The organism is Henriciella algicola, from assembly GCF_003576245.1.
In the GTDB taxonomy this organism is placed as follows: Bacteria; Pseudomonadota; Alphaproteobacteria; order Caulobacterales; family Hyphomonadaceae; genus Henriciella; species Henriciella algicola.
Genome location: NZ_QWGA01000008.1, coordinates 272468 through 297918, shown reverse-complemented (window position 1 = coordinate 297918; position 25451 = coordinate 272468). Strand labels below are relative to the sequence as shown.

Here is a 25451-nt window from a genome sequence, read left to right as displayed (position 1 = left end):
AGCTGCCTAGCTGTTCCACCAGGGCTTGTCCTTGAACGGCCTGATATCGATCTCATGGCTCCATGCAGAGCGGTGCTGGTGCGCGATATGCCAATAGGTCTCCGCAAGCTCGCCCGGCAGGATCAGCTCATCCTTGCCTTCGCTCTTGGCGGCTTTCAGCTCAGCAAACCGCGCTGGCCCGAGCAGCTTGCCCAGCGTATCTGGCGCCTCGACCGGCCCATCTATCAGGATGTGCGCGACATGAATGCCCTTTGGCGCGAACTCGGCGTTCAGCGTCTGGCACAGCATGCGCCGCCCACCCATCGCGGCCGCATGCGAGTGCTGGCCGGCATTGCCGCGCACCGCAGCCGTCGCAGACGTCACCAGCAACGTGCCTGACCCGCGCGCCTCCATCTGCGGCAGCAAGGCCTGCGCCAGCCGGAAAAGCCCGAACGTCGCCATCCGCCAGCCAAGCTCAAACGTCTTCAGCGGCGTATCGCCAAGCGCCCGGTTGCCGATCTGGGCCCCCAGATTGAACAGGACGACCTCAACCGGCCCGATGTCGCGCTCTACCCGGAACACAAGGTCCTCAATCGCGCCTTCCTCGACCGCATTGAGCAGCATGCCGGTCGCCTCGCCGCCGCTGTCCTGTATCCCCGATACGAGCTTCTGCAGGCCTTCCTCATCAGAGCGGCGGCACAGCACGGCATGATAGCCGCCTGCCGCAAAGCGCTGCGCCACATGCCCGCCTATCCCGGCACCAGCTCCAAGGACCAGTATGACTGGTTTGCGTTCTGTCATTTTCTGCGCCTCCTCCGCGTTCTGCCCGCAGCATAGGTGCGCTAGCGTTCGGCGTCATCATCGCAGCCGCCAGCGAACTTACTCGCAAATGCTGCGCGCCTTGCCTATCATCGCCCGATGGACGACAGAGCCGCCCTCATCGAAGACACGCTCCAGCGCCTCGCCGATACCGTCGGTGACCCGCAGCCGCTCATCTATGCAAGGCTCTTCACACTGCGCCCGGACTTTGAACCCATGTTCGAGCTCGACCGGGACGGCGGCGTGCGCGCCTACATGCTCGAAACCTGCTTCGATTGTGTCCTCGGGCAGGCCGCAGGCAGCGAGGCGCCGCGCTTTCATCTCGAAGCTGCCCGCCTCCAGCATGATGGCTACGGCCTCACCGCCGCCGATCTCGACCTGATCTTTGCCGCCATTCGGGACGTTTGCCGCGATACGCTGGGCGAGAGCTGGGACGAAAAAAGGGACGCGGCATGGGCATCCCTTCTCGATGAACTTTCTGGCCTCACTGAAGAGACGACTGGCTGATCAGGCTGCTCGCGGCGCGAATGCTAGGAATAGGCCGCAAGCGTCTGCGAGGACACGGGGGCGGTCACGCCGGCGGCGATCATGTCGATCAATGTTTCTACGAACAGGTCGAGTTGCCCGGTCGACCCCAAATCCTGCGCCTCATAGGCAGCGAGCGCTGAAATCGTTTGCTCACTTGCAAGCTCCACCCGGGTCTCGGCGATTTTTTCGGGCAGATAGCGGATCGCTTCGCGCAGATGGTTCACCGTATCGGTCCAGGCAGACAAGAAATCAGAGGGCGCGAGTTCGATGGCCAGTTTTCGCTCCCGGCTCGCTCGGCTGAGAAACTGGACATAGTGATTGCCCTCGGCGCGCGGGCGAAGCTCTTCAGCCATCGGCCAGACCATGACTTCGACAAGGGCTCGCACATTCCCTGTCTGGCCCGCAGCCCTCAGCTTCTCCAGCGCCGCTTGCCGACGTGGGTTGATGAGTGACATCCGCATGGCGAAAACGGCCTCGACGAGCCTGTCGCGTGAGCCGAAGTGATACTGGATCGCAGACGTATTCTTCTGCCCGGCCGCCTCACTGATCTGGCGCAGCGACGCGCCATGCAGCCCGTAATCAGCGAACATACGCTCTGCAGCGATCAGGATCGCATGCTGGCCGTCTCGTTTTTCGGTCACGCCATCCGGCATAGGATATCTCGCTTAAATCGGTAACTCCGCACCGCTTACCACAGTTCGCCCGGATTGAATGTACTGTCTAAGACGCCTGCCTTAGACAGTCTGTTTGCGGTGAATCCTCCAGGCTAAATTCGCAACCATCCGCCGCCTTTGCTCCACATGGAGCGCCAGATTTGCTGATCGCGCTGGCCAGGACGACAGCAGGAGCACTAATGCAATCGCTTTCAGGCAGACGCCATTTGGGAGCGAGAGCTATCATTACCTCTAAATACGTTGCATTTTTAATGCATATGCATTAATCCAGCGCCATACACAAACAGCTCGCTTCTGACCGGGCTTTCGGAGGACCGCCATGAATGAACCGATAATCACGCTCGCCGATGGGCTCTGGATCTATCTTGCAACCTTTGTCGTACTCGCTGGAGAGATCGTGACCGGGCAGCTGAAAAACTGCACGCGCCGCGACTTTGGCCTCACCCTGCTTTGCTTTCTTTCCAACTCGGCGCTTACGCGCCCCCTTTTCGGCTTCGGCGCAGGCCTCCTCGCGGCCTGGGCACTACCGGCCTATGCAGGCGCCGGGTCAGGCGTGCCGCTCTGGGCGGCGTTCCTTGTCACCTTCGTAGCCTCGGAATTCGTTTTCTACTGGATCCACCGCTGGTCCCATGAAGGCCAGAAGAAGGGACATCGGCTCAACTGGCTGTGGAAAGTGCACCGCACGCACCACTCAGCGACCGAAATCAATGTCACGGTCGTCCAGCGCCAGAACATCTTCTGGGCCCTGTTCACGCCGCACATCTGGCTGACCGCGCTCTTTGTCTATCTCGGCATGGAGGCGGGCATCGCGCTGACCCTGATCGTCATGTATGTCTGGAACACGCTGACGCACATGCACTGGCGCGTGGATGGCAAATTCATCAACACTCGTTTCGGCCGCGCCATCATGCACGTGGTCATCACGCCCAGCATGCACCATGCCCATCACGGCTATGGCAAGAACGGCAAGATGTACAAGAATTTCGGCCTCTGTCTCGCCGTCTTCGACTGGGCCTTCGGTACGCTTTACCTGCCAGAGGGCAAACCATCCCGCTACGGCGTGCCGGGCGAGCAACCTCACTGGGCTGAAGAAGCCTTCTACCCGCTCAACCACCTTCTACCGAAAAAGAAGACAGTCCCTGCTACGGCAGAGGCGACCACGTCCTGAACAAATGCCAAAACGGGCAAGCCCCTCGAGGGGGCTTGCCCGCCTTTTGTCACTGACAGTTGCTCGGCGAAGCCTAAGCTGAAACCGCTTCCAGCCGCTGTTTCGCCTTTGCCGTTTCGAAGCCGTGATAGCCGCTGGCGGCGATCTGGTCGCAGATGATGCGATAGACATCGACGCCTGCCACATAGGCCATGAAGGTGCGCGGCTTGCCCGGCACGTTGGCACCAATGTACCAGCTATTGGCCTGCGGGAAGAGCGTCTGGTTTGCCATCGCCTCATTGTGCTCGGCCCACTCTTCTTCGGCGGCCTCCGTTGGCTCGATCGTTTCAAGACCGCGCCCCCGCATCCAGCCGATGCAGTCGCTCACCCAGTCCACATGCTGCTCGATGGAGACCATCATGTTGGAAAGAACCGACGGGCTGGACGGCCCGGTAATCGTGAAGAGGTTCGGGAAACCGGCAATCGCAATGCCAAGATAAGTATGAGGCCCGTTCGCCCACTTGTCGCGAAGGGCCGTGCCGCCCTTGCCGCGAATATCCACCTTGAGCAGCGCACCGGTCATCGCATCGAACCCGGTCGCAAAGACGATCACGTCGAAGGCTTCCTCGCCTGCGCTCGTCTTGATGCCTTTCGGTGTGACCTTCTCCATCGGCGTCTTGCGAAGGTCGACGAGGGTCACATTATCGCGGTTGAACGTCTCATAGAAATTGGTGTCGAGACATGGCCGCTTTGTGCCGAACGGATAGGAATACGGCGTCAGCGTTTCGGCAATTTCAGGGTCCTTCACGCGCGCCTTGATCCGCTCGCGAATGAAGTCAGCGATGATCGCATTGGACTCCTCGTCCGCGAGCGCGTCCGCGAACTTGGTCGTCAGCCCCGTCAGGCCCTGCGTCCAGCCTTCTTCGAGGCGCCGCTGGCGCTCCTCAGGGGGCACCATGGCCGCAGGCTCCAGCGCGCGTTCCGGCTTTGGAATGCCCGCAAAATTATACTTCTGCTCCTCACGAAAGTCGCGGTAGCGGCCCTTCATGTCAGAGACTTCCTGATTGGTCAGCGGCCGGTTGCCCGCAGGCAGCGAATAGGCCGGCGTGCGCTGATAGACGGTCAGCTGGCTTGCCTGCTCTGCAATGTGCGGAATGGCCTGGATGGCTGAGGAGCCGGTGCCGATCACTGCGACTTTCTTGCCGGTAAAGTCGACACCCTCATGCGGCCAGCGGCCGGTGACATAGGTCGGGCCTTTGAAGCTGTCAGCGCCTTCGATATCGGGCTCCTTCGGCACAGACAGACAGCCCGTCGCCATGATGAAATACTTTGCAGAGATCGCCTCGCCCGTATCGGTATAGATCGTCCAGCGCGACGTATCCTCATCATAGACCGCACGCGTCACGCGCGTCTCGAAGGTGATGTCCTTCTTCAGGTCATAGCGTTTGGCGACATGTTCGGCATAGGACAGGATTTCCGGCTGCGTCGCATAGCGCTCGCTCCAGCTCCAGTCCTGCTCCAGCTCCGGGTCGAAGCCATAGGAATAGCCAAGGCTTTCAATATCGCAGCGCGCGCCCGGATAGCGGTTCCAGTACCAGGTCCCGCCGACATCGTCGCCCGCCTCGATGACGCGTGTCTTGAGGCCCATCTCGCGCAGGCGCTTGAGCTGGTACATGCCCGCAAAGCCCGCGCCCACGACAACCGCATCGGCCTGCGAATAGCGCCCCAGATGCTGGTCGATTTGGTCGCCGACATAGTCGATGGCCTTTGCCTGCGCAGGCAATAGCCCCGGCATGGCGAAGAAATTATGCATCTGCCGGTCGAACTGTTTGAAGGTGACCGGCACGCCCGCCTTGCGCAGCGCGTCGGCATAGGCCTCGCTCTCTTCGCGCAGGATGTCGTATTCCGCCGTCACCACAACCGCTGGCGGCAGGCCGGACAGGTCCTTGGCGTGCAGCGGCGACGCATCGACATTCTTCCGGTCGGCCTCGTTTGGCGCGTAATGGTCCCAGAACCACTTCATCATCGGCGTGTTGAGCAGCAGCTGGTTGTCCATGTTCGCGTAGGACGGCCGCGTCATGTCGCAATCAGTCACCGGATAGACCAGCATCTGAAGCGCGATCTTCGGTGCGCCAGCGGCCTTCGCCTTCTGGCAGACGATCGCGGCCAGGTTGCCGCCCGCACTGTCGCCGCCCACCATGATGGGCAGGTCGTCCCCGCCCAGCGTTTTCAGGTTCGCTGCCGTCCAGTTCAGCGCGTCCCAAGCATCATTCGCCGCCGCCGGATAGCGATGCTCAGGGGCCTTGCGGTAGTCGACCAGCAGCACGGTGCACGCGGTGCGCTCGGCCAGCTGGCGCCCGACGCAATCATACTGGTCAATGTTCGACAGGACCCAGCCGCCGCCATGATAGAAGACCATCACGCCTTTCGGCTTGTCGACCGGGCGATGGATGCGCGCGCGGATCTTGGCGCCGTCGCTTGCCGGGATCTCGATGTCGCGCGTTTCGGCCATTTCCGGCCCGTCGGGATAGGCGCTCGCCATGCCCTCGCCGATCATCCGGGCTTCGTCCGGGCTCAGCTCATACATGGGCGGGCCGTCCGCCTGTGCGAACTGGGCCAGCAATGCAGTTGTCGCAATATCCAGTTTCATGGCCTGTCTCTCCCTTGTCTTTTGCTGCCATGCTCGCTTTTGGAACGCGTTATGGCAATCGTGCACGCAAGGGAAAGCGGTGCGATTGGCCCCCGTCTGACGGGATGTGTCTGGCAGCGTTGGCCGCTATTCTGCAGCGACGCTCCGCCCTTGATGGGCACGGGCCTCACCTGGTCTCACGACGGTCGCGGCCAGAATCCCTGCCGTTACCAGTAGAAGGCCATTCATCCAGATGGCTGCAGGGTCGAGCGGAAATGGACCATGCTTGCCAACATGCACCAGCACGACGAGCGTCACCCCAACCGCAGATGCAATTCGCAAGATCCGCGAAAGCAACAGCGCGGAGATAAAGAACGCAGGCACAAAGGCCGCCAGACAGACGAGCAGGTAAACCGCTAGATCGGAAACGGGCACACCGGCCAACGCTCCAAGTGCAACGCCGGCATAAGCAACAGGTTGGCCCCATACAGCCGCGATCCAGGCTTTTTCCCAACCGGGCACAGGCTTGCCCTTGGCCTTGCGCCGCGCAATCCAGATCGCAACGCCGCTGGATGTGATGAAGGTCAGCGCAAAGCCAAGGATTACATAGGCCGCCTTGATCAGGCCCGCCCAAGCCCCTTCGCCCCACCAGCCAAAATGGAGCGGACCCAGCGCACCGATCACCTGATTACCCAGCGATCCATCGGAAAACCCTCGCGAGCCGAGATAGGTACCTGCCCCGTCAAAAATATAACGGTCGGTGATGGTCAGGTCGTCAGCCGTGGAAAGGTCCACCTGCACGGACTGCCCAGCCGTGCCGATATTGCGCATGCCAAGCCGCGCGACGCTGGCGTCTGGATGGTTTGCCAGCAATCCTTCGATGATTGGAAGAACATCCGGCACTGCCATCGCGGCTTCGTTCGCCTCGACGCTTGGGCCGCCAACAACTTCGGCGGCGCGCTCCAGATCGCCATCAAAGGCGGCCATGGCGAGAATGCCCAGCACCAGCGTCGAAAGCCCCAGGATCGCACCGGTCAGCGGCACGACGATATGGAAGGGCAGGCCCCAGACACTCAGGCGGTTGTGCAGGTCGGCCTCTTCCAACCGCTTTGTCCCGCCCCGCCTGAACCGGAAAGCATCGCGGAAAATACGCGGATGCGACAACACACCGGACCAGACCGACGAAAGCAGCGCGACACCGATAAGGCCCACAACGAAAAGACCGATCGTATGGGGCAGATGGAGATAGAAATGCAGGTGCTCCATGAAATGTCCGAAGCCGTCTGCGCGCTCGCCTGCAATGGCGCCCGTCTCGTCCAGCGCGAAAACCTTCTCATCCCCCGTGGCGAAGTCGACATAGCGCACAGAAAGATTTGGCGTGCCGTCATTGGGCGTGGTCACATTGACATAGTCAGTGACTCCGGCCGCCTTCGCTTCAGCGATACCGGCCTGCAATGCTGCGGCGAGTATCGGGGCTTCGACCGTCTCCATCATCGGCGCGTTGGGATTTTCCCACCGGTCGATCTCCTGCGCGAGCACCAACACAGTGCCAGATATGCAGACCACATAGATGAGCGCCGCAAAGAGAAGCCCAAGCGCCGAGTGGCCTGCCAGCATGGAGCTGACGAAGCTTGGTTTGACTTTCGGCCAGATCGTTTGAGCCATCGGTCCCCCTTAGACGACGAATGCTGCGACATAAGAGGCGCCAGAAACAAGCAGAAGTGCAGCAAGCGCCCTCAGAATCTTGTCGTCTGACAATGTCCACGCCATGCCGCCAGCCCAGAGGAGCGGGACAGTGAGCCCCCCGATCGCGATAGCATCGACATCGCTGAGTGGCAGCTGTTTGGCGAGCGCCACACCAACAAGGATCGCCGCCGCACCCGATAGCGGCCCGGCCAGAACGACACGCAGCACGCCGCGCCACCACCGGCTTTTCCGGTCTGACGGGTCGATCACCGCCTCGCGCTCACGCCCTTCCTTACGCGGGCGGACTTCACGATTGGCGAGAACGAAACCTAGCGCCGCCACCGGCAGCATAGCGAGCGCAAACGGAATGCCTGTCTCCCAGCCTATGGCAAAGCCGAAGGCAGCAACAGAGATTGCGACAAGCGTCCACCCAGCAAGGATCATTACGGGGCGCTTGGTCGCCGGACGCGACCAGGCAAGGCGCAGACTGCCCAGCCCGCCCATAAGCGTTCCAATTCCTGTTACCGTCGCGATCATTCCGCTGAGGTCCGCCCCCTAGAAGTTTGCGTCCAGACGCAGGCTCAGAACACGCGGGTCGCCAAGTCGCGCAAAACCACCCGTCGCTGAACGATTGAGGAAGCTGTAATACTCCTCATCCAGCACATTGCGACCGATCAAGGACAGGCGCAGCTGGTCGTTGAAGGCATAGCCGACGCGAATATTGACCAGCGTGCGGGCATCAACCTCATTGAGCTCCAGATTATCCTGATCCGAATAGCTCGACGCCTGATAGCTCACATCGACGCCGCCGAACAGGCCGTTCTCGGCCTCGTAATCAAAGCCAGCATTTGCCGTCCATTCCGGGGCAAAAGGGAAGCTGTTTCCGGCGAGGTTATTGCCGGGATTATTCGGGTCCGGAAAGTCGTCAAACTCGGTATGCGCATAGCCAAGTCCGCCATAGATCTCGACCTGCTCGGACACGATGTAGGTGAGGTCGCTTTCGAGGCCGTAGATCGTCGACTCGCCTGCATTCACCGTGGAGAAAAAGTTCGGGAAATTCGGGACCTGTACCGAGACCTGCTGATCGGTCCAGTCGGCGTAGTAGACATTGGTATTCCAGATCAGACGGCCATTCATGAGCCGCTGGCGTGAGGACGCCTCATAGTTCCAGAGGTATTCAGGCTCATAGAAAGTGACCGATCCGTCGAGATTGGAAATCTCAGAGCCACCGGCACGATAGGCTTTCTGTACCACAAAGGCGTAGGTTGAATTGTCCGTAGGTTCGAAGCGCACGCCAACCTTTGGCAGGAACGCGTCATACTCCGTTTCGCTGACCTGGCGGGTTACGCCCGTCTGGGATTCAAGCAGCGCCAGGATCTGTGGCGGCAAAGGCGGCAGCTGGCCGAGGATCTGCGTGTCCGCAATTGCGTCATTGGTCTGTTTCTCATTGTCGTATCTCGCGCCGAACAGCAGGTCGACCTGCTCGGTCAACTCATACTCGCCGTCCAGGAAGAAGGCATAATTCTCGGCGCCGAACTCGATGAAGCTTTCGCGCGAGACGAGGTTGTTCACCGGCAGCTGTGGATAGACAAAGGTCAGCGGCAGCGTGAAACTGTCCGTATAGTCGGTCGACGCATCGGTGTAGTAAATGCCGCCGACCGCGCTCAGCCGCTCACCAAAATACTTCAGCCGGATTTCCTGTGAAATCGACGTGTCCTCGCCCAGCCGGTCGAGTGAAGAGACAGGTGCTGGCGTCACATCGTAGTCTTCGATGCGCGTGTAATCTGTGGTCTGCCAGGCGGTGATCGACTGTACTTCCCAGGTATCGTTGATCGCCCAGGTCGCATTCACCGACTGCAGCCACGTCTCGGTGCCTTCCGATCCGGCAACATCATAGTTTGCTTCACGGCGGAAATCATTGGTCGGCGTGACCCCGTCTTCACCGGCAAAGTTGTCGGTGTAGGACGTCGTGGAGATGACCGAAATATCGTCCGTCGGCTCCCAGAGCAGCTTGAAGCGCCCAGAGGTCAGTTCCGACGCGTCGGCAGGTTCGTCCAGAAACACATTGTCGATGAAGCCTTCGCTGCTGCGCTGCTGGGCGGAGCCGCGCCAGGCCAGCTTGTCATCGATGATGGCTCCGCCACCTGCGACCGCCAGCTGGTAGGTCTCATACTCGCCGCCTTCCATGCGAAGACGGAAGTCACTGTCATAGGAGGGGTCCTGCGAGCGGACATAGATCGCGCCGGCCAGTGCGTTGCGCCCGAAATTCGTCGATTGCGGCCCACGAAACACTTCGACCTGGCCAAGGTCCCAGGCATCCAGCGGCCCGAAGAACGTCGTGTAGTTTCCAAGCGAGGCGTCATCGACATAGACGGTCAGTGTCTGCCCCCGGCCAGATCCACCAATGCCCCTCTGATCGATCCCGCGAATGGCAAAGCCGAGGTCACCGAAGGAGGTTGTCACGTTCGGAATACGCTCGACGATGTCATAGAGATCGCTGACCGGCTCACGCGCGATTTCAAAGCCCGTCACGACTTCCACACTTGCGGCGACATCCTGCAGCTCGGTGTCGATCTTCTGACCCTTGACGATCACGGTCTGCTGGCGGGCTTCAGCGGGCATCCCGGCATCAGCGGTCGGCGCCTCACCGGGCTGTTGCGCAGCCGCACCCAGGGCGAACAGGCTCGCCGATGCGATCAATATGGTCTTCTTCATGTCGTTCGTCCCCTCGCCCACGCGATTGCAACTTATTCGCATCCGCATAATGACAGCTGAGGCGGCGTGTAAAGCCTGTTAATGAGAATTACTTGCAAGCGGGGCGAGATGCACGGCGGATTGCTCGAAGAGCGTTGCTGCAGAGGCACAGCTCACGCGGCGGCAACAGTTTTCGCGCCCGCACAATACACGTGCGGAACCGGATCAGCGTCAGCAGGGTTTTCTCATCAGAACGAACTCAAACCGACCGTGAAAGCGCACCCCATGATCAAGCTCGCCTTCGTCTTTCTCATTATCGCCCTGATCGCAGGCCTGCTTGGCCTCACAGGCATTGCCGGCGTCGCCGTCGACATTGCGATGTTCCTCTTCATCGCCGCACTGGTGATCTTCGCCGCCCTGCTCATCCTCGGCCTGACGGTCTTCAAGAAAGTGACGTCCTGACGCTCGCCTAGCTGCCGCGAATGACCTCCGGGCGCACCACCTGCAGGACGCCTTGCAGGAAGCCCGTGAGGTCGTCGGTCAGATAATCGACATGCGGGTGATTTGCGTCATTCGCCCCCGCAGGCCGCGCCTCGACCGGCTCATGGCTCCAGTCTTTCTTTGAGTGGACGAGCACTGTGGCAAAGCCCATCGCATGGGCTGGCTTCAGGTTGCGCTCCAGGTCCTCGAAGAAGACAGCCCGCGCCGGGTCGACATCATGGTGGCGGCAGAAGGCGTCATAGGCAGACTGGGTCGGCTTCGGTGTGTAGTCGCTGTCCTCGATGCCGAACAGGCCATCGAAACTCGCGCCCAGCTTCATGTATTCGGTCACGCGCTCGGCGTGACGGCGAGAGCCATTGGTATAGACGAGCTTGCGCCCCGGCAGCGCCGCGATGACCTCACAGAGGTCCGGCAGGTGCGGCAGCGGTGAGAGGTCGATCTCGTGCACATGCGCGAGGAAGTCTTCCGGCGACATGCCATGCATCGTCATCATGCCGCGCAGCGTCGTGCCATGCTCGGCATAATACCGCTTCTGCAGCGCCCTCGCCTCTTCCCGCTCCATGCGAAGGAATCCCGCGACGAAGTCCGTCATCCGCTGATCGATCTCGGCGAAGAGGTCGCACTCGGCCGGATAGAGCGTATTGTCGAGGTCGAACACCCATGTGTCGCGCCCCGCCAGCGCCTCAAACTCACCTGCCAACGCCATCAGCCCGCCGCCTCACCAAAATCGCGCTCAAAGAACTCATAGGTGAGCTTTCCGTCCGCCGCCGGCGCCGTGCCCTTGAAGGACACGGTGCGATAGGCCGACGCCTCGCAATCCTCACGCCCGGCAATCGCAAACCGCCCGCGCGACACGCAGAAAAGGTCGCTCGCCCCTTTGAGGCGCCGCGTACCATCCTCTGTCTCCATCTCCGCGAACACGAAGTGCGGCGCGTTCAGCAGCGCATCATCGATCGCCCGCGCGCAGCCGCCAGACTCCAGCTGCCACCAGCCGCGGCTCTCCCAGCCTTCGCCCTTGCGCCGCGCAATCGCCGCCCAGATCCGCTCATGCGTACGATTACAGAGGGTGAGGCCAACCTCCCGCCCCTTCTCGCGCGCAATCTGTTCCAGCACATCGACCAGTTCGGCATCGCTCGTCTCGGCGCTCAGCTCATTCTCATTCAGGAAAGTGCGGATCGCACCGCGCGTATTGCGCCCGATATAGCCGTCGATCCGCCCCTCATAGACGTCCGCCTCGTTCAGCAGGCGCTGCACACCAGCCGCCGCCGCCGTCTCGAGGTCATAGTCCTCAAGCTCCTTGAAACTCGTCGTCCAGGCATCCGCCTCCTCGATCAGGACCGGCCTGAACTTGCGCGATGACAGCCCCATGGACGCGCATTGCGACGGGCTCTCGACAGAGAAGCTCCCCGTCGTATCGACGCAATAGGCATTGTCCCCGCCCCAGACCTTGCGACCGCCCCGGTGCGCCGACGAAGACCGCCCGAACAGGTAATGCACCCCCGGCTCCAGCGGCCCTTCCAGCGCGACCTCGCAGGCCCCGGGCCGCAGCCGCGTCCACCCCTCGACCGTCACGCCCTGGCCCTCGAACCGGCCGGTCGCCGCCTCAACCACATAGCTTGTCTGGTTACACAGCTGCCAGCCGCCGGGGCTCGCCGGAAGGCCGCTATCGCCCTGGCCCACCGCCGCACCGGGCAGCGCCACAGCCAGCGCCGCGCCCGCGAAAAGCCCGCTTACAAACCGCCTAAAGGACAATCGTCCCGGCCCCGTGTTCGGTGAAAAGCTCCATGAGAAGCGCATGTTTCGCACGTCCGTCCAGAATGACCGCCCCGCCGACGCCATTCTTCACGGCGGACGCGGCCGTTTCAAGCTTGGGTATCATACCACCGGACGCGACCCCATCGCGCACCAGCGCGGGCACATCATCGGCCTGAAGCTCACGGATAAGTTCCTTCTTGCCGTCCAGTACGCCCGCCACATCGGTCAGCAGCAGAAGGCGCGTCGCCTTCAGCGCAGAGGCAATTGCCCCCGCCGCCGTATCGGCATTGACGTTATACCTCTTCCCATTCGCATCGACGCCCACAGGTGCAATCACCGGGATGAAGTCATGGTCGTAATTGGTGAGCAGTTTCAGCACCGCCACATCGACCGCTTCAGGCTCACCGACATAGCCAAGGTCGATCACCTGCTCGACATGGCTATCGGGGTCGCGCGTCGTGCGCGTTGCCCGCTTCACCCGCATCATGTCAGCGTCAGAGCCAGAGAGGCCCACCGCCTTGCCGCCCGCCTTGTTGATCGCCCGCACGATGGATTTGTTGATCGGGCCAGACAGGACCATCTCGACCACTTCCATCGTCGCATCATCGGTCACCCGCAGGCCGTCCCGAAACTCTGACTTGATGGACAGCCGGTCCAGCAGGCTCGCAATCTGCGGCCCCCCGCCATGCACGATGACCGGGTTCACACCCAGATGCTTCAACAGCACGACATCGCGCGCAAACGCCTCAGACAAGGCCTCATCCACCATGGCATGCCCGCCATACTTGATGACCACGGTCTGGCGGTCATAACGCTGGATATAGGGCAGCGCCTCAGACAGGGTTTCAGCGGTAAACTGTGCGGGAATATGGGGGGTGTCGCTCATGGCGCTGCGTTTAGCGGGTTTTGGCGGGTGGGGGAAGGTAGGAAGAAATCTCCGACTCATTCTACCTTAAAATATTAAGATGCGGAGATCTTTCAGAGATGAAGGTGTTTTGGTCCTGGCAAAGCGACTTAAGTAATAAGAGCAACAGACATCTGATAAAGTCAGCAATAACGGGAGCGATAAAGCAGGTCGAACTTGAACTGGAAATCAAGGAAGCTGAGCGCTTGCATTTGGATCACGACACAAAGGGCGAACCTGGTGCCGTCGATATCGTCCAAGCTCTTTTCCGAAAAATATCGGAGTCAAATGCATTCATCGCCGATATCACACCTATCTTTGTGACCGACAGGGGAAAGCATTCGCCCAATCCTAATGTATTGATCGAGCTTGGTTTCGCGTTGCATTCAGTGGGTTTTGAGCGAACAATTCTTGTCCTAAACGAAGCGTTCGGTTCTTCTCCAAACGATCTGCCCTTCGATTTAAGAAACCGACGTTGCATTACATATAATTGCCCAGCCGATGCAACAAAATCGCAGATCAAATCAGCCAAACAATATTTGGTTACCCAATTGTCTTCGGCACTTAAACTCAATTTGAGCCATCATCAGAATTCACGCAAGTTAGTGGTGGAAGGCAAGATTGGGAGTAAGGCGATACCCCGGACATTGTGGGCAGGATATCCAGAGCACATTACTATTGGCGGGGCATTCCCCGGCGAACCAGATCAGAATTTTATTGTCCCTGATGGGGCCTGCTCGCTTAGCAGGTTTGCTCCCGTGAGCTGGAATCCAAAGCCACTGTCTGCGGCGAAGTACTCTAATCTACCAATGGACGAACAGGTATATTGCCCAGCTGGAGGAGCAAGCAACGGCAGCTCTGGCGCGACCGAAGACGGCTTTGTCAACATATGGTTCGCTGGCTCTAATCAGGTGCCGGAAGCTCGAGGAATCACAAAATACTTCAGTGAAGAAGGAGAGTTCAGAAGCTGGTCACGCATGAATAGTTTCGGCGAAGGGCCGGTAGTGGCCCCAACGTTCGCTCTCAAGCACTGGTGGAATTTTTTACGGAGTGCCGCGAAATTCGGACAGAAATATGGAGCCGACCTACCTGTGTCCCTGGAACTCGCTCTGCATGGAACCAATGGAGCAGTTACTCCAGGCGATTTCACTTATCAAAAACTACGTTTTCGTGGAAATGAAATGAGGCATGAAGATATTCTCAAAGACTGGAGCATAGACACCAGAAAGGAGATTATCAGATCTGCATACAATAAAGTTCTCGACCTAATTTTGATCGACGAATTGGCCCCAAAAAGTTTCGAAAAGCTATTGTCCAATCTCGGCTTAGTTGATTAGCTCAAAAGCGAAGCCAACCAATCCCAACCTCACGCGTTACCCGCTCTCGACATCCAATCCACAACCCTCGAGAGCCCGCATGCGCAAACTCTATTTCGCCCTCCCCCTTCTCGCGCTGATCCCGCTGGCGGCGGCCTGCGCGCTCAGCCAGCTTGACTATCGCGAGGCCAGCGGAGAGCCCGCCACCGTCGATGAGGTGGACCTCACCCGCTATGCCGGCACCTGGTATGAGATTGCCCGCTATCCCAACAGCTTCGAGAAGAATTGTATCGACACCACGGCGACCTATGCCCTGAATGACGACGGCACGGTCAGCGTCGTGAATCAGTGCACCAACAGCGAAACCGGCGAGACAAAACGCGCCGAGGGTACGGCCCGCGTCGTCGAAGGCTCGAACAATTCCAAGCTCGAGGTCAAGTTCGCCCCGGACTGGGTGCCCTTCGCCTGGGGCGACTACTGGATCCTCGCGCTGGAGGCCGACTATTCAGCTGCCCTCGTAGGCTCCCCCGACGGCAAATACCTCTGGATCCTCGCCCGCGAGGAAACGCCCGAGCAGGCCGTGATCGACCGCATGCTGAACGCCGCCCGCGAAAAGGGCTTTGCGACAGAGCCGCTGGTTTTCAGACAGTGAGTTCGAATTCCCCTCTCCTTGGGGAGAGGGGTTAGGGGTGAGGGGGTACAACGCCCGCACCAATCATTGAGAGCCGCAGTGATGCTCCGGACAGGACATCACTGCCACTGTCACCGCCTGCCGAGAAATAGCTCCCCCTCATCCCCGGCCCTTCTCCCCAAGGAGAAGGGAGAAGAAGCGTAAGGCCGAATGGCAGAGCCTGCCATTCGGCCACAGCCAGCCTCTTTCGATCTGCTTTTCCGGGCCAAGGGTGTAATCCTCCGGACGCGAAGCGCCCTTGACCCGGAAAATCAGATCGGACACGCGCCCCCGCTCAATTAATGCAAGCCCCCATAGCTAGGCCCCTCAATCCCCCCAACCTTGCCAACCCGGCGAACCCCGCGCATCCTCCCTGCCAATCAAGAGGGGGACACGCATGAAACTTTCCACCAATATCGCCGCCGCACTCACCGCTGCGGCCATTACCGCCGCACCGGCGGCCTTCGCCGACAATCACGCAGAGTTTGACCCGGCCGCCGAAGCCGCCGCCATTGATGAGGCGCGCACCGGCTTCATGGACGCCATCTCCACCGGCGCAATGGCAGAGCTGGGCGCCCTCCTCCATCCGCAGGTCATCATGGTCGTGCCCGGCGGGCCAGAGCACCTCAAAATGTATGAACAGGCCGAGCAGCCGTCCTTCCCGGCCGGCGCCACCATAGAGATCACGCCCACCGAAACCGTCGTGATCAATGAGACCTGGGCCTATGATTTCGGCACCTCGATCATCACCTACACCCCCAAAGGCAGCACAGAGCCGCTGGAGCTGCGCGACACCTATCTCATGCTGCTCAAGAAGCATGACGGCAAATGGAAACCCTACCGCGAAGTCGCCAGCGCAACCCCGCCCCCCGGCGGCTGGCCGGACCTGAATATGGTGCCTTAGGCAGGGGCGGGCCGCCCGCTCTCCGGCGTCACTACCGATGAGCGCAAGCTCATCTGGGAGCCTATCTCCTGCCACCGCTGCAGGCACTGAAACCGACGTCAGAAGATGGACCCTCAGACCGCTACGCGGTCGAGGGTGACGCCGACTTAAACCGATCTCCCAAACCCATCTCCACCGTCCCGAAGCCCCCTGTGAAGACAGGGGTCCATGGTGCCTCCTATCAGCCAAGCACCAGCTTTGACGCAGCTCCATGGATACCTGCCTGCGCAGGTATCTCCGGCGAACTTGGAGAAGACTTTCGTCCCCTCTCAACAATTCAAATCCACCGCCTCAAACGCCCTCATCCTGAGCGAGGTTCGTCAGGCTCACCATGCGGGTCGAAGGACGAGGGCGCCACACCCCCCCCGAGGAAAAACCCAAAACATCCCCCTCCCCAGGAACCAGCCCTACACTTCCCCGCATGCTGGACTGGCCAACACTTGTGAAAGCGCATGCGCTCGTACCCGTCTGGTACTGGCCGGTCCTCTGGCATTATCTTGCTAGACTGGAAGCCACCGCAGAGCTTGCGCGCGCCGAAGGGCGCGGCGGCTTTGGATGGGAGCTTCTGAAGACAGGCGTCATCCGCGTCACGCACTGGCCGGAGTCAGACGACGAGCGCACGGCGCGCGGCGCCCTGCCCCGCAGTTTCGACTATTCCCCCTGGACACGCCTCGACCCGGACCTTGCGCCGGCCTGGCCGCTGCCAGACCCGTACACCGCAGAAACACCGCCCATACACCGTGGCTGCACCCTCCATGCACCACCCGGGGTGCACCCGGCGGCGCGCGCGCCGCCACCTAGAGAAAAACCGCTCATCCCCGCGAAGGCGGGGATCTCGGCCAATTCGGGTGTGAGCTTGCTTCACGAGATCCCGGCCTGCGCCGGGATGAGCGGATAAAAATTGAAATCTGAACCGCCCTGCCCACTAGCAGCGCGGCCGCACGTGCTACTCAGGCCAGAGCCTTCACCATGAAGACCGAGTTCGGGTCTTCCCGATAGTCTCCGAACGGACCGCAGGAGACAAAACCGTGGCTCTCATAGAGGGTACGCGCGGGCTGGAAGGCAGGCTGGCTGCCGGTCTCTAAGTAGAGCTTTGAATAATATCGCTCATTGGCGGCCGAGAGGATGTGGCGCAGCATCGACTTGCCGAGCCCGCCCCGCCTGAACTGGGCGACCGTGTGCATCGCCTTGATTTCCCCTGACTTTCCGTCAGACAGGCTTTTCAGCGCGCCGCAGCCGACCAGCTTGTCGCCGTCGCGCATTTCCCAGACCGTCAGGTCCGGCGCGCGCATCGCCTCAATCTTGAGCGCGTGGGAGCTTTCCGGCGGGGTCGTTTCAAGCATCAGCGCCTTGTGAGCGCCGATGAGGCCTCTGAAATCCTCTGCGTCGAGGTTGGCGGGCGCGATGGAAACGGTCATCTTGAGGAGGAGAATTGCCGCGCGGCGGGCCGTCTTGCAAGCCAAAATCTTGTGACACCGGCCCTGAAAGGACGGCTTGAAACGAAAGCGGAAAACCTCAATGCTGGCAGGCATGGCATCCAGATCCCGACACGTGAAAACACTCGCCCTCCTCCTCGCCGGCATGGCGCTCACCGCCTGCGTTGGCCCACGAAAAGAGGCGGTCCCCTACATGTCGAGCGAAGGCGTCGCCAACGCCGCCTATACCGCGAACTATAACGGAAACGCCTCCGCCAGCGGGAAACTTCGCGCTCAGCCAGCCGTCCAGACTGAGACGGCGAAGGAGGCAGAAATGCCAGCTTCCGACGCGGCTGAAGCCAGCGAGCGCTAAAGGTTGTCGCGGGCTTGCCGGGCCTGAATTTACGTTCATGTCACAGTCAGGCGGGGGCTGTTAGTCTGAATGCAGACTGACCGAAACCGACACGTACTGGAGACATCATGTCCCGTTCTTTCCGCCGCGCAGGAATGTTGCTCGGCCTTGTTTCTGCAGGTTTTCTTGCAACGGCCTGCACCACCTATGACGCCTATGGCTACTATGATGATGGCTATTATGGCGACGGCTACTATTCCGACGATTACTATGACAGCGGCTATGGCACGGGCTATCTGAGCGACGGGTATTACGGCGCGGGTTATTATGGTGACGGCTATTATTACTCCGGCAGTTCCATCGTTTATTCGCAATATGTCTACTACCCGACCCGCGATGGCTGGCTGAACCGCCATAACAGGAATTACCGCCACCGCGATGCCCGGCCATCCCAGCGCGGCCATCGGGGACAGGACGGACGACGCGGCGTGCCGCCTCGCTTCCGCGATCAGCGCCCGGACAATGTCCGCGACCAGCGTCCAGACCGCCCACGCTATGACCGCGACCGGGGCCGCTATGGCGACCGTGATCGAGGCAGGGACCGCGATCGGGACAGAAATCGCGACCGCTATAATAATCGCGACCAGCGCCGCGACGGCGGTGGTGGCAACCGCGATCGCAATCGCGACAACCGGGGCAATCGCGGCGCAAACCGCGGCGAGCAGTCCGGCACTCAGTATCAGCGTGGCTCCCATCGCAATTACGGTAACCGTAACCAGGAAGACCGGGGAAACAGGGGACGTGGAAATCGCGGCCAGCAGGGCGCGAACGTGAACAATAACCGCCAGCAGGCCCGGCAAGCTGCCCAGCAAGCGCGTCAGGAACGCCGCGTTTCACGCCGTGAAGCCCTGCAGGAACGCGACCGCGCCCGCCAGGCGCAGAACAATAACAATCAGTCCAATGATGAACTACGCGGCGGCCGCCCCGAGCCGATCAGCCGGCGTGACCGCGATCGCGGTGTCGTCAGACAGTAAGCTGATAGATCTCGGCGCGAAGTTCAGGCAGGCCGCCGCCTTTTTCGGCGGAGGTCAGCCTGATGACCGGGTGAGCGGCCGGGCGCTTCTTGAGCGCTTCAGCCACCTTGGCGCGCACGACGTCGGCTTCAGTTTTCTTGATCTTGTCAGCCTTGGTGAGAACGATCTGATAGGTCACGGCCGCTGAATCCAGCATGTCCATGACTTCATGGTCAGTGTCCATGAGGCCGCGGCGGGAATCGACCAGCAGAAAGACCCGGCGGAGGTTCACCCGGCCCCGCAGATAGCGGAGCGTCAGGCGCTGCCATTCCTGCGCCTGCGTGCGCGAAACTTTCGCATAGCCAAAGCCTGGAAGGTCAACCAGCCAGAGACGGCCTTCTCCGAGATTGAAGTAGTTCAGCTCCCGCGTACGGCCCGGTTCTGAGGAGGCGCGCGCGAGGTTCTTGCGCCAGAGAAGCGCATTGATCAGGCTGGACTTGCCGACATTGGAACGGCCGGCAAAGGCAATCTCTGGCCGGTCAGCCTCTGGCAGCTGGGTCAGTGCGGCGGCGCCGAGCACGAATTCGCAAGGACCCGAGCAAAGCACGCGGGCGGCCTCTATCGTCTCCTCGCTGAATTCAGGGGCGTCGCTCACGCGTCTTCCTTTTTACGCCCAAGCAGGTGGGCGATCAGCTTGTCGAGTTCTGTCTCGACCCCATTCCGGCGCATGATGAAGTATTGCTGAACGAGGGACAGGACGTTCGACCAGACCCAGTAGAGAACGAGACCGGCGGCGAAGCCTGCGAACACGAACATGAAGATAAGCGGCAGGAAGCGCATGATCATCTTCTGCGTCGGATCGGTCGGCGGCGGCGAAAGCGCCTGAATGCCCGACATGGTGACACCGTAGAGGATCGGCAGAATGCCGATACCTATGACAAGGCCGATAATCGGGATCGCCTTCACATCGGCAGCCGCCCATGGGAGCAGGCCGAAGAGGTTGCCAATCGCGGTCGGGTCAGGCGCCGAAAGGTCGTCGATGTACCAGAAGGAGGCGTGACGCATCTCGATGGTGACAAACAGCACCTTGTAGAGCGCGAAGAAGACCGGGATCGTCAGGAGGATCGGGATACAGCCCGCAATCGGATTGGCTTTCTCACGCTGGTAAAGCTTCATCACTTCCTGCTGGCGGCGCTGCGGGTCTTCCTTGAAGCGCTCCTGGATCTCTTTCATCGGCTCGGCGAGCTTTTTCATCTTCGCCATCGACTTGTAGGACTGGTTGTACAGCGGAACGAGCGGCAGGCGGACGAGAACCGTCAGCGCCAGAATGGCGAGGCCGAACGTGCCGACCATGCCTTCGAGCCAGCGCAGCAGCGAGAAGAGCGGCTTGGTGATGTAGTAAAGGATGTTGCCCCAGTCGATCGCGTCTTCGAAACGCGGCACGCCGCCTTCCTGATAGGTATCGAGGACGGCAAGTTCCTTGGCGCCCGAGAAGATGCGATTCTCTGAGGTGACCGTCTCGCCCGGCTCAATCACGCGGGCAGCGCTCGCCACGGTGAGCTGCATGACAGGACCGGTTTCACGCGACAGGCGCTGATAACGGCCAGCAAATTCATACTGCTGCTCCGGGATGAGGGTGGTCATCCAGTATTTATCGGTAAAGCCCAGCCAGCCGCCTTCGGACGCGCGGCGAACACCGAGATCGTCGGAATCCTTGAGGCCCTTGCCCTGGTCCAAATTCTTGTAATTGCGCCAGGTCAGATTGTTATCGAAGACGCCAATCAGGCCCATATGCGCCATGCCGCCGGTTTTCGAGCTGCCCGGATCGGTGGTTTCGAGGAATTCCTTCCATTGGCCCTGACGGCGGATAGAGCCGAGCGGTGCCAGCGTGCGCGCTTCCGAACCGGTGTTCGTCAGGCGGTCGCTATAGGTGAACATGTAGTTTTCATCGACGCTGATCGTGCGCTCGATGGAGACGCCATTGCCTTCATAGGTCAGCGTAACCGGATTGCCGGACGAAAGCGTCGGATTGCCCTGAACCTGCCATTCGGTCGCTGGGCCGGTTACCGGCTGGTTGCCATCAAACCAGTACCAGCTGGCGAAATAGCCATGGTCGAAATTCGTTGGACGCAGGAGGCGCAGCTCATTGACGCGCTCAACCGTCGTATAGTGATCCTTGAGCTGCAGGTCGTCGAGGATGGCACCGCGCAGGCGGATCGAGCCATCGACGCGGTCAGCGTCCAGTGTGACACGTGAGTTGGCGCTGAGGGCTTCTTCAACCGACTCGGCGGCGGTGACCTGTTCGATCGTGTCACCTGCCTGCGGAACGGCCGCTTCGCGCTCTGCCTCTGCCTGCTCCTGCGCTTCCAGACGCGCTTCTTCCTGCGGCTGCAGGACGAACGTCTGGTAGCCAAAGACGAAAACCAGCATCAGCACGATTGCGATGATGAAATTGCGCTGGTCCTGCGGGTCCATACCCTGGTTCATGTCGTTATAATCCGCCGGTATTCCGTGATAACAAAAAGGGGTCAGGCCGGGCCCGACCCCGCATTCAAGGCTGCGCGGAGGCTTATCAGCGCGCTTTCCATATCGTCAAGCAAGCGCTGCCAGCCAATTTCAGCCGTATCCATGCGCGCAATGAAGACATAGTCGGTATATGGGACACCATGGCGCGGCAGAAGTTCTCGCGCGGCAGAGCGGAGCCGGCGTTTCGCACGGTTGCGCACGACGGCATTTCCGATCTTCTTGGTGGCGGTAAAGCCTTCGCCGATGGTCGCTTTCTCGGCCCGCGCGCCGGTGCGCAGGCGGGCCTGAACGACGAGGCTCTTGCGGCGCTCGCTGAGCCCTCCGCGCACAAAAAGAAACTGAGGCCGAACGGTGAGCCGCTCGACCTCAGCAAATGTGTCTTCGACTGTCGTCATGGCAGCGCTCCAGACGCAGGAGCGACGCAGGCAGCCTTTAGGCTGACAGGCGCTTGCGGCCCTTGGCGCGGCGGCGCGAAAGCACCTTGCGGCCGTTCTTGGTGGCCATGCGTGACCGGAAACCGTGACGGCGGGCGCGCTTAAGACGCGAAGGCTGGAATGTACGTTTCATGGGCGTCGAGCCTCAATCAAGTGTTGACCGAATTCGGAAACCGCGGCTGATACAGGCTGCTCAAGGATAGGTCAAGGCTAGCTTACCAGTCTTTCCAGCCCTTTTGCCGCCGCCGGGGCTGCAGGCGCGACTGACCCCGGGACACCTCACGTCCGTGTGATATCTCGGGACTGGAGTGTGACGTGTCACTTCGCAGCGCGCGGCCTATATGCCCGGCTATGAAACTTGCAGTCCATAGATTTTCCCGCATAGCTGCGGTCTTCGCAGGGGTGGCCGTCGCTATGACATCTTTTACAGCGTCCGCGCAGGGCGTGATTTCACATGAAAGCTGGGGCGACATCCTCGAAACCTATGTCTCGCCCGGCCCTGACGGGGTGAATCTGGTCGACTATGGAGCGCTCGAGCCCAATGCCGAAGATCGCGAAAAGCTGGACGCCTATATCGCCCAGTTCGACGGGGCCGATATCGACGCGATGGAGCGCGATGCGCAGTTTGCGGCCTGGTCCAACCTCTATAACGCCGTGACTGTCCGCTACATCGTCGAAAAGTATCCGACAGATACGATCAAGCCCTGGTATTCGACCGGCCCGTGGAAGAGCATCAAGGTCCGTGCGGGCGATGAGCTTATCTCCCTTCACGGGATCGAGCATGATGTGCTGCGCAAACAGTGGAGCGATGATCCGCGCCTCCATTATGCGATCAATTGCGCGTCCTATAGCTGCCCGGACCTTCGCACGGCGCCATGGGTCGCCGAGACGCTGGATGCAGACCTCGATGACGCCGCCCGCGCTTATGTGAACCACCCGCGCGGCGTGCGCGTCGATGGCGACAGCATCGATATCTCATCCATCTATAAGTGGTTTGAGGAAGATTTTGGCGGCTCTGAAGCTGCCGTGATCGACCATCTGCTCCAATATGCCGCCCCCGACCTCGCAGAAAAGATAGCTGCCCGGCGAAAGATCGACGACTATGATTATGACTGGTCGCTCAACGATGCGGCGAAATAAGCCCGCATCGCGCTTTGACATTCATCTGAAAGCCCACGCCATGTCTGAAGACAATACCAAGACCGGGACATCCATCTGGGTCCGCCTCTGGCCGATCTATGTGATTGTCGCGGGTCTCATAGCCGCATGGGCGTTCGGCCTGTTCGACTATCTCTCCATCGAGACGCTGCAACGCCAGAATGCGAGCATGCAGGCCTTTGTGGACGAGAATATCGTCCTCGCTGTGGCCGCCTATGTCTTGATCTATGCGCTTGCGACGGCATTCATGCTGCCGGGCGCACTCTGGATCACGATTGCGGGCGGCCTGCTCTTTGGCCTGTTTGGCGGGAGCGCGGCCACGGTCGTCGGCGCAACGCTGGGCGCGAGCGCGCTGTTCCTCGCCGCGAAGACATCGATTGGCAAGACGCTACAGGAGAAGGCGGGCGGGTTCGTCAAGCGGATGGAGAAAGGCTTTCAGGAGGACGCAGTGTCCTACATGTTTGCCCTCCGCCTCTTGCCGCTGGTGCCGTTCCCGGTTGCCAATATCGCCCCTGCCCTGCTTGGCGCGAAGTTCCGCGACTATGTCCTCACCACGGCGCTCGGCATTGTCCCCGGCGTCATTGCATATACGTGGATCGGGGCGAGCCTTGGCGCGACATTCGACCAGGGCGAGACCAATTCGCTGCTGGATGCGGTGGCCAATTTTGCCCCGGCCTTCCTGGCGCTCGCCGTCGTGGCGCTGCTGCCAGTAGCCTACAAGAAGATTTTCCGCCGCAAGGCGGCCCAGATTGAGGAAGCTGCCCAATGAGTGATGATGCGACCGCCAAGCAGAATGCCCGCGCGCCCATCCCGGGTGATCAGTCCCCCGACCAGGTGAGCACTGAGCCTGCGCCCCACTCGGTTGGCGCCGCGCCGCATCGCAATCTCAAGGCCGATCTGGTCGTCGTCGGCGCCGGGTCTGGCGGTCTCTCAGCGGCTGCCGGTGCGGCCATGCTGGGGCTGAAAGTTGTCCTGTTTGAAAAGGGCGAGATGGGCGGCGACTGTCTCAACTCCGGCTGCGTGCCGTCAAAGGCGCTGATCTCTGCCGCGAAGTACGCCGCGTCGGCGCGTGAAGGCGTCGACTATGGTATTGTCACGGGCACGCCGGTGGCGGACTGGCAGAAGGTGCAGGCGCATATCCGCTCTGCCATCGAAACGATTGCACCCGTCGACAGCCAGGAGCGGTTTGAGGGTCTTGGCGTCACTGTCATCCGCGAGCATGCGAAGTTTTCTGATCCGCAGACAATCAATTCGCCCAGCGCGACCGTGAAAGCCCGACGGATCGTTATCGCGACCGGCTCACGCGCTTTCATTCCGCCTGTGCCAGGCCTTGCGACGGTCAACTATCTCACCAATGAGACCATCTTCGACATCGACAAGCTGCCGCTTCACCTGATCATCCTTGGCGGTGGGCCGATCGGTATGGAAATGGCGCAGGCTTTCCGCCGCCTTGGTTCTGAGGTCACGGTTGTCGAGATGGGCCGCGTGCTCGCCTCTTCTGATGAGGACCATGCAAAGGTCGCTGCTGATGCGCTGCGCGATGAGGGCGTGACGCTGCTGGAGGGCTATGAGGCCGCCAGCGTCAGCGAAAGCGACGGCACCATCGTGCTGGAAGCGGAAGGGCCCGACGGCAAGAAGATTGTGCGAGGTAGCCACCTCCTCGTCGCGGCTGGCCGCCAGCCAGTACTGGACGGGCTCGATCTGGAAGTTGGCGATGTCGAATATGACAAGCGCGGCATCAAGGTCAGCCAGAAGCTGCGCTCGATCTCTAACAAACGTGTCTGGGCGCTGGGCGATGTCGCGGGGATGGGGCAATTCACGCACCTTGCCGGCTGGCATGCGTCCGTGCTGGTGCGCCGGGCTTTCTTCAAACAGGGCTCGCGCGCTGACAGTTTGCCACTGCCAGCGGTGACCTATACCTCGCCGGAGGTCGCGCAGGTGGGCCTCACTGAAGCGGCAGCGCGGGAGCAATTTGGCGACAAGGTCGAGACGTCCGTCTTCGCCTTCGACGAGAATGACCGCGCGATTGCCGAGGGCAAGACCAAGGGCGAATGCAAGCTCGTGCTCCATAAGGGCAAGCTGGTTGGCGCGTCGATTGTGGGCGAAGGCGCAGGCGATATCATCCAGCTGGTCGGCTATGCCATGTCGAACGGGATGAAGCTGACCTCGCTCACCAATTTCATCTCGCCCTACCCGACGCGGACCGAAGTCGTGAAGCGGGCGGCCAGCGCGCATTTCTCTGGCGCGGTGTTTGGACGGCCCGCGCGCCTTCTTGTCAGCTTGCTTCAACGCATCGCCTAGCTTAATT

Annotated in this window: 26 protein-coding genes; 12 read left to right on the top strand and 14 right to left on the bottom strand. The window is 60.8% G+C overall.

Going from position 1 to position 25451, the window contains the following annotated elements:
* Positions 1–6 precede the first annotated feature (6 nt).
* On the bottom strand, positions 7–780 hold the full coding sequence (locus D1222_RS14310; RefSeq protein WP_119454940.1) for an SDR family NAD(P)-dependent oxidoreductase: 774 nt from the start codon (positions 778–780) through the stop codon (positions 7–9).
* Positions 781–897: 117 nt separating this feature from the next.
* Between D1222_RS14310 and D1222_RS14305 the strand changes: the two genes are divergently transcribed.
* Positions 898–1305 (top strand): globin, encoded by a 408-nt coding sequence (locus D1222_RS14305; RefSeq protein ID WP_119454939.1) that lies wholly within the window; start codon positions 898–900, stop codon positions 1303–1305.
* 23 nt (positions 1306–1328) lie between these two features.
* Here the strand turns inward: D1222_RS14305 and D1222_RS14300 are convergent, their stop codons facing one another.
* The gene (locus tag D1222_RS14300; RefSeq protein ID WP_182482001.1) at positions 1329–1967 is read right to left on the bottom strand and encodes a TetR/AcrR family transcriptional regulator; all 639 of its coding nucleotides are present in this window, start codon (positions 1965–1967) and stop codon (positions 1329–1331) included.
* A gap of 352 nt (positions 1968–2319) precedes the next feature.
* On the opposite strand from D1222_RS14300, the gene D1222_RS14295 reads away from it, so the two are divergent.
* The gene (locus tag D1222_RS14295; RefSeq protein WP_119454937.1) at positions 2320–3168 is read left to right on the top strand and encodes a sterol desaturase family protein; all 849 of its coding nucleotides are present in this window, start codon (positions 2320–2322) and stop codon (positions 3166–3168) included.
* Positions 3169–3241: 73 nt separating this feature from the next.
* Here D1222_RS14295 and D1222_RS14290 read toward each other — a convergent pair whose 3' ends face one another.
* The 4 genes from D1222_RS14290 to D1222_RS14275 all read right to left on the bottom strand — a co-directional run bounded on the left by D1222_RS14290 (position 3242) and on the right by D1222_RS14275 (position 10177).
* Complete coding sequence (locus tag D1222_RS14290) at positions 3242–5797, bottom strand: alpha/beta hydrolase fold domain-containing protein (protein ID WP_119454936.1); 2556 nt, start codon at positions 5795–5797, stop codon at positions 3242–3244.
* A 126-nt stretch (positions 5798–5923) separates the two neighbouring features.
* On the bottom strand, positions 5924–7441 hold the full coding sequence (locus D1222_RS14285) for a PepSY-associated TM helix domain-containing protein (protein ID WP_119454935.1): 1518 nt from the start codon (positions 7439–7441) through the stop codon (positions 5924–5926).
* A gap of 9 nt (positions 7442–7450) precedes the next feature.
* Positions 7451–7999, bottom strand: coding sequence for a hypothetical protein (locus tag D1222_RS14280; protein ID WP_147371890.1), 549 nt, complete (start codon positions 7997–7999; stop codon positions 7451–7453).
* Between the two features lie 18 nt (positions 8000–8017).
* Positions 8018–10177: a TonB-dependent receptor gene (locus tag D1222_RS14275; RefSeq protein WP_119454933.1), complete on the bottom strand. Its 2160-nt coding sequence runs from the start codon at positions 10175–10177 to the stop codon at positions 8018–8020.
* Between the two features lie 264 nt (positions 10178–10441).
* On the opposite strand from D1222_RS14275, the gene D1222_RS14270 reads away from it, so the two are divergent.
* Positions 10442–10618, top strand: coding sequence for a DUF1328 domain-containing protein (locus tag D1222_RS14270; protein ID WP_119454932.1), 177 nt, complete (start codon positions 10442–10444; stop codon positions 10616–10618).
* Between the two features lie 7 nt (positions 10619–10625).
* Here D1222_RS14270 and D1222_RS14265 read toward each other — a convergent pair whose 3' ends face one another.
* The 3 genes from D1222_RS14265 to argB are packed head-to-tail and all read right to left on the bottom strand — an operon-like array spanning position 10626 to position 13298.
* Positions 10626–11363 carry a pyrimidine 5'-nucleotidase gene (locus D1222_RS14265; RefSeq protein ID WP_119454931.1) on the bottom strand — a complete coding sequence of 246 codons (738 nt, stop codon included), beginning with the start codon at positions 11361–11363 and terminating at the stop codon, positions 10626–10628.
* A complete protein-coding gene (locus D1222_RS14260; RefSeq protein ID WP_233348791.1) occupies positions 11363–12409 on the bottom strand; it encodes a DUF1036 domain-containing protein in 1047 nt (348 codons plus the stop codon). Before D1222_RS14260 ends, D1222_RS14265 begins: the two co-directional genes overlap by 1 nt.
* The gene (argB, locus tag D1222_RS14255) at positions 12399–13298 is read right to left on the bottom strand and encodes an acetylglutamate kinase (RefSeq protein WP_119454929.1); all 900 of its coding nucleotides are present in this window, start codon (positions 13296–13298) and stop codon (positions 12399–12401) included. The genes D1222_RS14260 and argB overlap by 11 nt, the downstream gene beginning before the upstream one ends.
* 98 nt (positions 13299–13396) lie before the next feature.
* Here argB and D1222_RS14250 point away from each other — a divergent pair, with 98 nt between their 5' ends.
* The 4 genes from D1222_RS14250 (at position 13397) to D1222_RS14235 (ending at position 17143) form a co-directional block, all read left to right on the top strand.
* Positions 13397–14653 carry a hypothetical protein gene (locus tag D1222_RS14250; RefSeq protein ID WP_119454928.1) on the top strand — a complete coding sequence of 419 codons (1257 nt, stop codon included), beginning with the start codon at positions 13397–13399 and terminating at the stop codon, positions 14651–14653.
* A gap of 79 nt (positions 14654–14732) precedes the next feature.
* Positions 14733–15284 carry a lipocalin family protein gene (locus tag D1222_RS14245; RefSeq protein WP_119454927.1) on the top strand — a complete coding sequence of 184 codons (552 nt, stop codon included), beginning with the start codon at positions 14733–14735 and terminating at the stop codon, positions 15282–15284.
* Between the two features lie 415 nt (positions 15285–15699).
* Positions 15700–16206, top strand: a complete 507-nt coding sequence (locus D1222_RS14240) for a nuclear transport factor 2 family protein (protein WP_119454926.1) — start codon at positions 15700–15702, stop codon at positions 16204–16206.
* Positions 16207–16666: 460 nt separating this feature from the next.
* Positions 16667–17143, top strand: a complete 477-nt coding sequence (locus D1222_RS14235; RefSeq protein WP_119454925.1) for a hypothetical protein — start codon at positions 16667–16669, stop codon at positions 17141–17143.
* 52 nt (positions 17144–17195) lie between these two features.
* Here the strand turns inward: D1222_RS14235 and D1222_RS14230 are convergent, their stop codons facing one another.
* On the bottom strand, positions 17196–17777 hold the full coding sequence (locus tag D1222_RS14230) for a GNAT family N-acetyltransferase (RefSeq protein ID WP_233348790.1): 582 nt from the start codon (positions 17775–17777) through the stop codon (positions 17196–17198).
* Between D1222_RS14230 and D1222_RS14225 the strand changes: the two genes are divergently transcribed.
* Together D1222_RS14225 and D1222_RS14220 are read left to right on the top strand one after the other, a co-directional pair.
* Positions 17776–18033, top strand: a complete 258-nt coding sequence (locus D1222_RS14225; protein ID WP_119454924.1) for a hypothetical protein — start codon at positions 17776–17778, stop codon at positions 18031–18033. The genes D1222_RS14230 and D1222_RS14225 overlap by 2 nt on opposite strands.
* 107 nt (positions 18034–18140) lie before the next feature.
* Positions 18141–19046, top strand: coding sequence for a hypothetical protein (locus D1222_RS14220; RefSeq protein WP_147371889.1), 906 nt, complete (start codon positions 18141–18143; stop codon positions 19044–19046).
* On the opposite strand, the gene yihA is transcribed toward D1222_RS14220, so the two are convergent.
* Genes yihA through rpmH form a run of 4 tightly spaced genes read right to left on the bottom strand, consistent with a single transcriptional unit; the run spans position 19036 to position 22118 of the window.
* A complete protein-coding gene (gene yihA, locus D1222_RS14215; protein WP_119454922.1) occupies positions 19036–19680 on the bottom strand; it encodes a ribosome biogenesis GTP-binding protein YihA/YsxC in 645 nt (214 codons plus the stop codon). The two genes, D1222_RS14220 and yihA, sit on opposite strands and share 11 nt — an antisense overlap.
* Positions 19677–21512, bottom strand: a complete 1836-nt coding sequence (yidC, locus tag D1222_RS14210; protein WP_233348788.1) for a membrane protein insertase YidC — start codon at positions 21510–21512, stop codon at positions 19677–19679. The genes yihA and yidC overlap by 4 nt, the downstream gene beginning before the upstream one ends.
* A 41-nt stretch (positions 21513–21553) precedes the next feature.
* Entirely contained in the window at positions 21554–21946 is a 393-nt protein-coding gene (rnpA, locus tag D1222_RS14205; protein WP_119454920.1) for a ribonuclease P protein component, read from the bottom strand.
* A 37-nt stretch (positions 21947–21983) separates the two neighbouring features.
* Positions 21984–22118, bottom strand: a complete 135-nt coding sequence (gene rpmH / locus D1222_RS14200) for a 50S ribosomal protein L34 (protein WP_119454919.1) — start codon at positions 22116–22118, stop codon at positions 21984–21986.
* A gap of 281 nt (positions 22119–22399) precedes the next feature.
* Here rpmH and D1222_RS14195 point away from each other — a divergent pair, with 281 nt between their 5' ends.
* Genes D1222_RS14195 through D1222_RS14185 form a run of 3 tightly spaced genes read left to right on the top strand, consistent with a single transcriptional unit; the run spans position 22400 to position 25444 of the window.
* A complete protein-coding gene (locus tag D1222_RS14195) occupies positions 22400–23125 on the top strand; it encodes a DUF547 domain-containing protein (RefSeq protein WP_233348786.1) in 726 nt (241 codons plus the stop codon).
* A 40-nt stretch (positions 23126–23165) separates the two neighbouring features.
* On the top strand, positions 23166–23912 hold the full coding sequence (locus tag D1222_RS14190) for a TVP38/TMEM64 family protein (protein ID WP_119454917.1): 747 nt from the start codon (positions 23166–23168) through the stop codon (positions 23910–23912).
* Entirely contained in the window at positions 23909–25444 is a 1536-nt protein-coding gene (locus tag D1222_RS14185; protein ID WP_119454916.1) for a dihydrolipoyl dehydrogenase family protein, read from the top strand. The genes D1222_RS14190 and D1222_RS14185 overlap by 4 nt, the downstream gene beginning before the upstream one ends.
* Positions 25445–25451 lie beyond the last annotated feature (7 nt).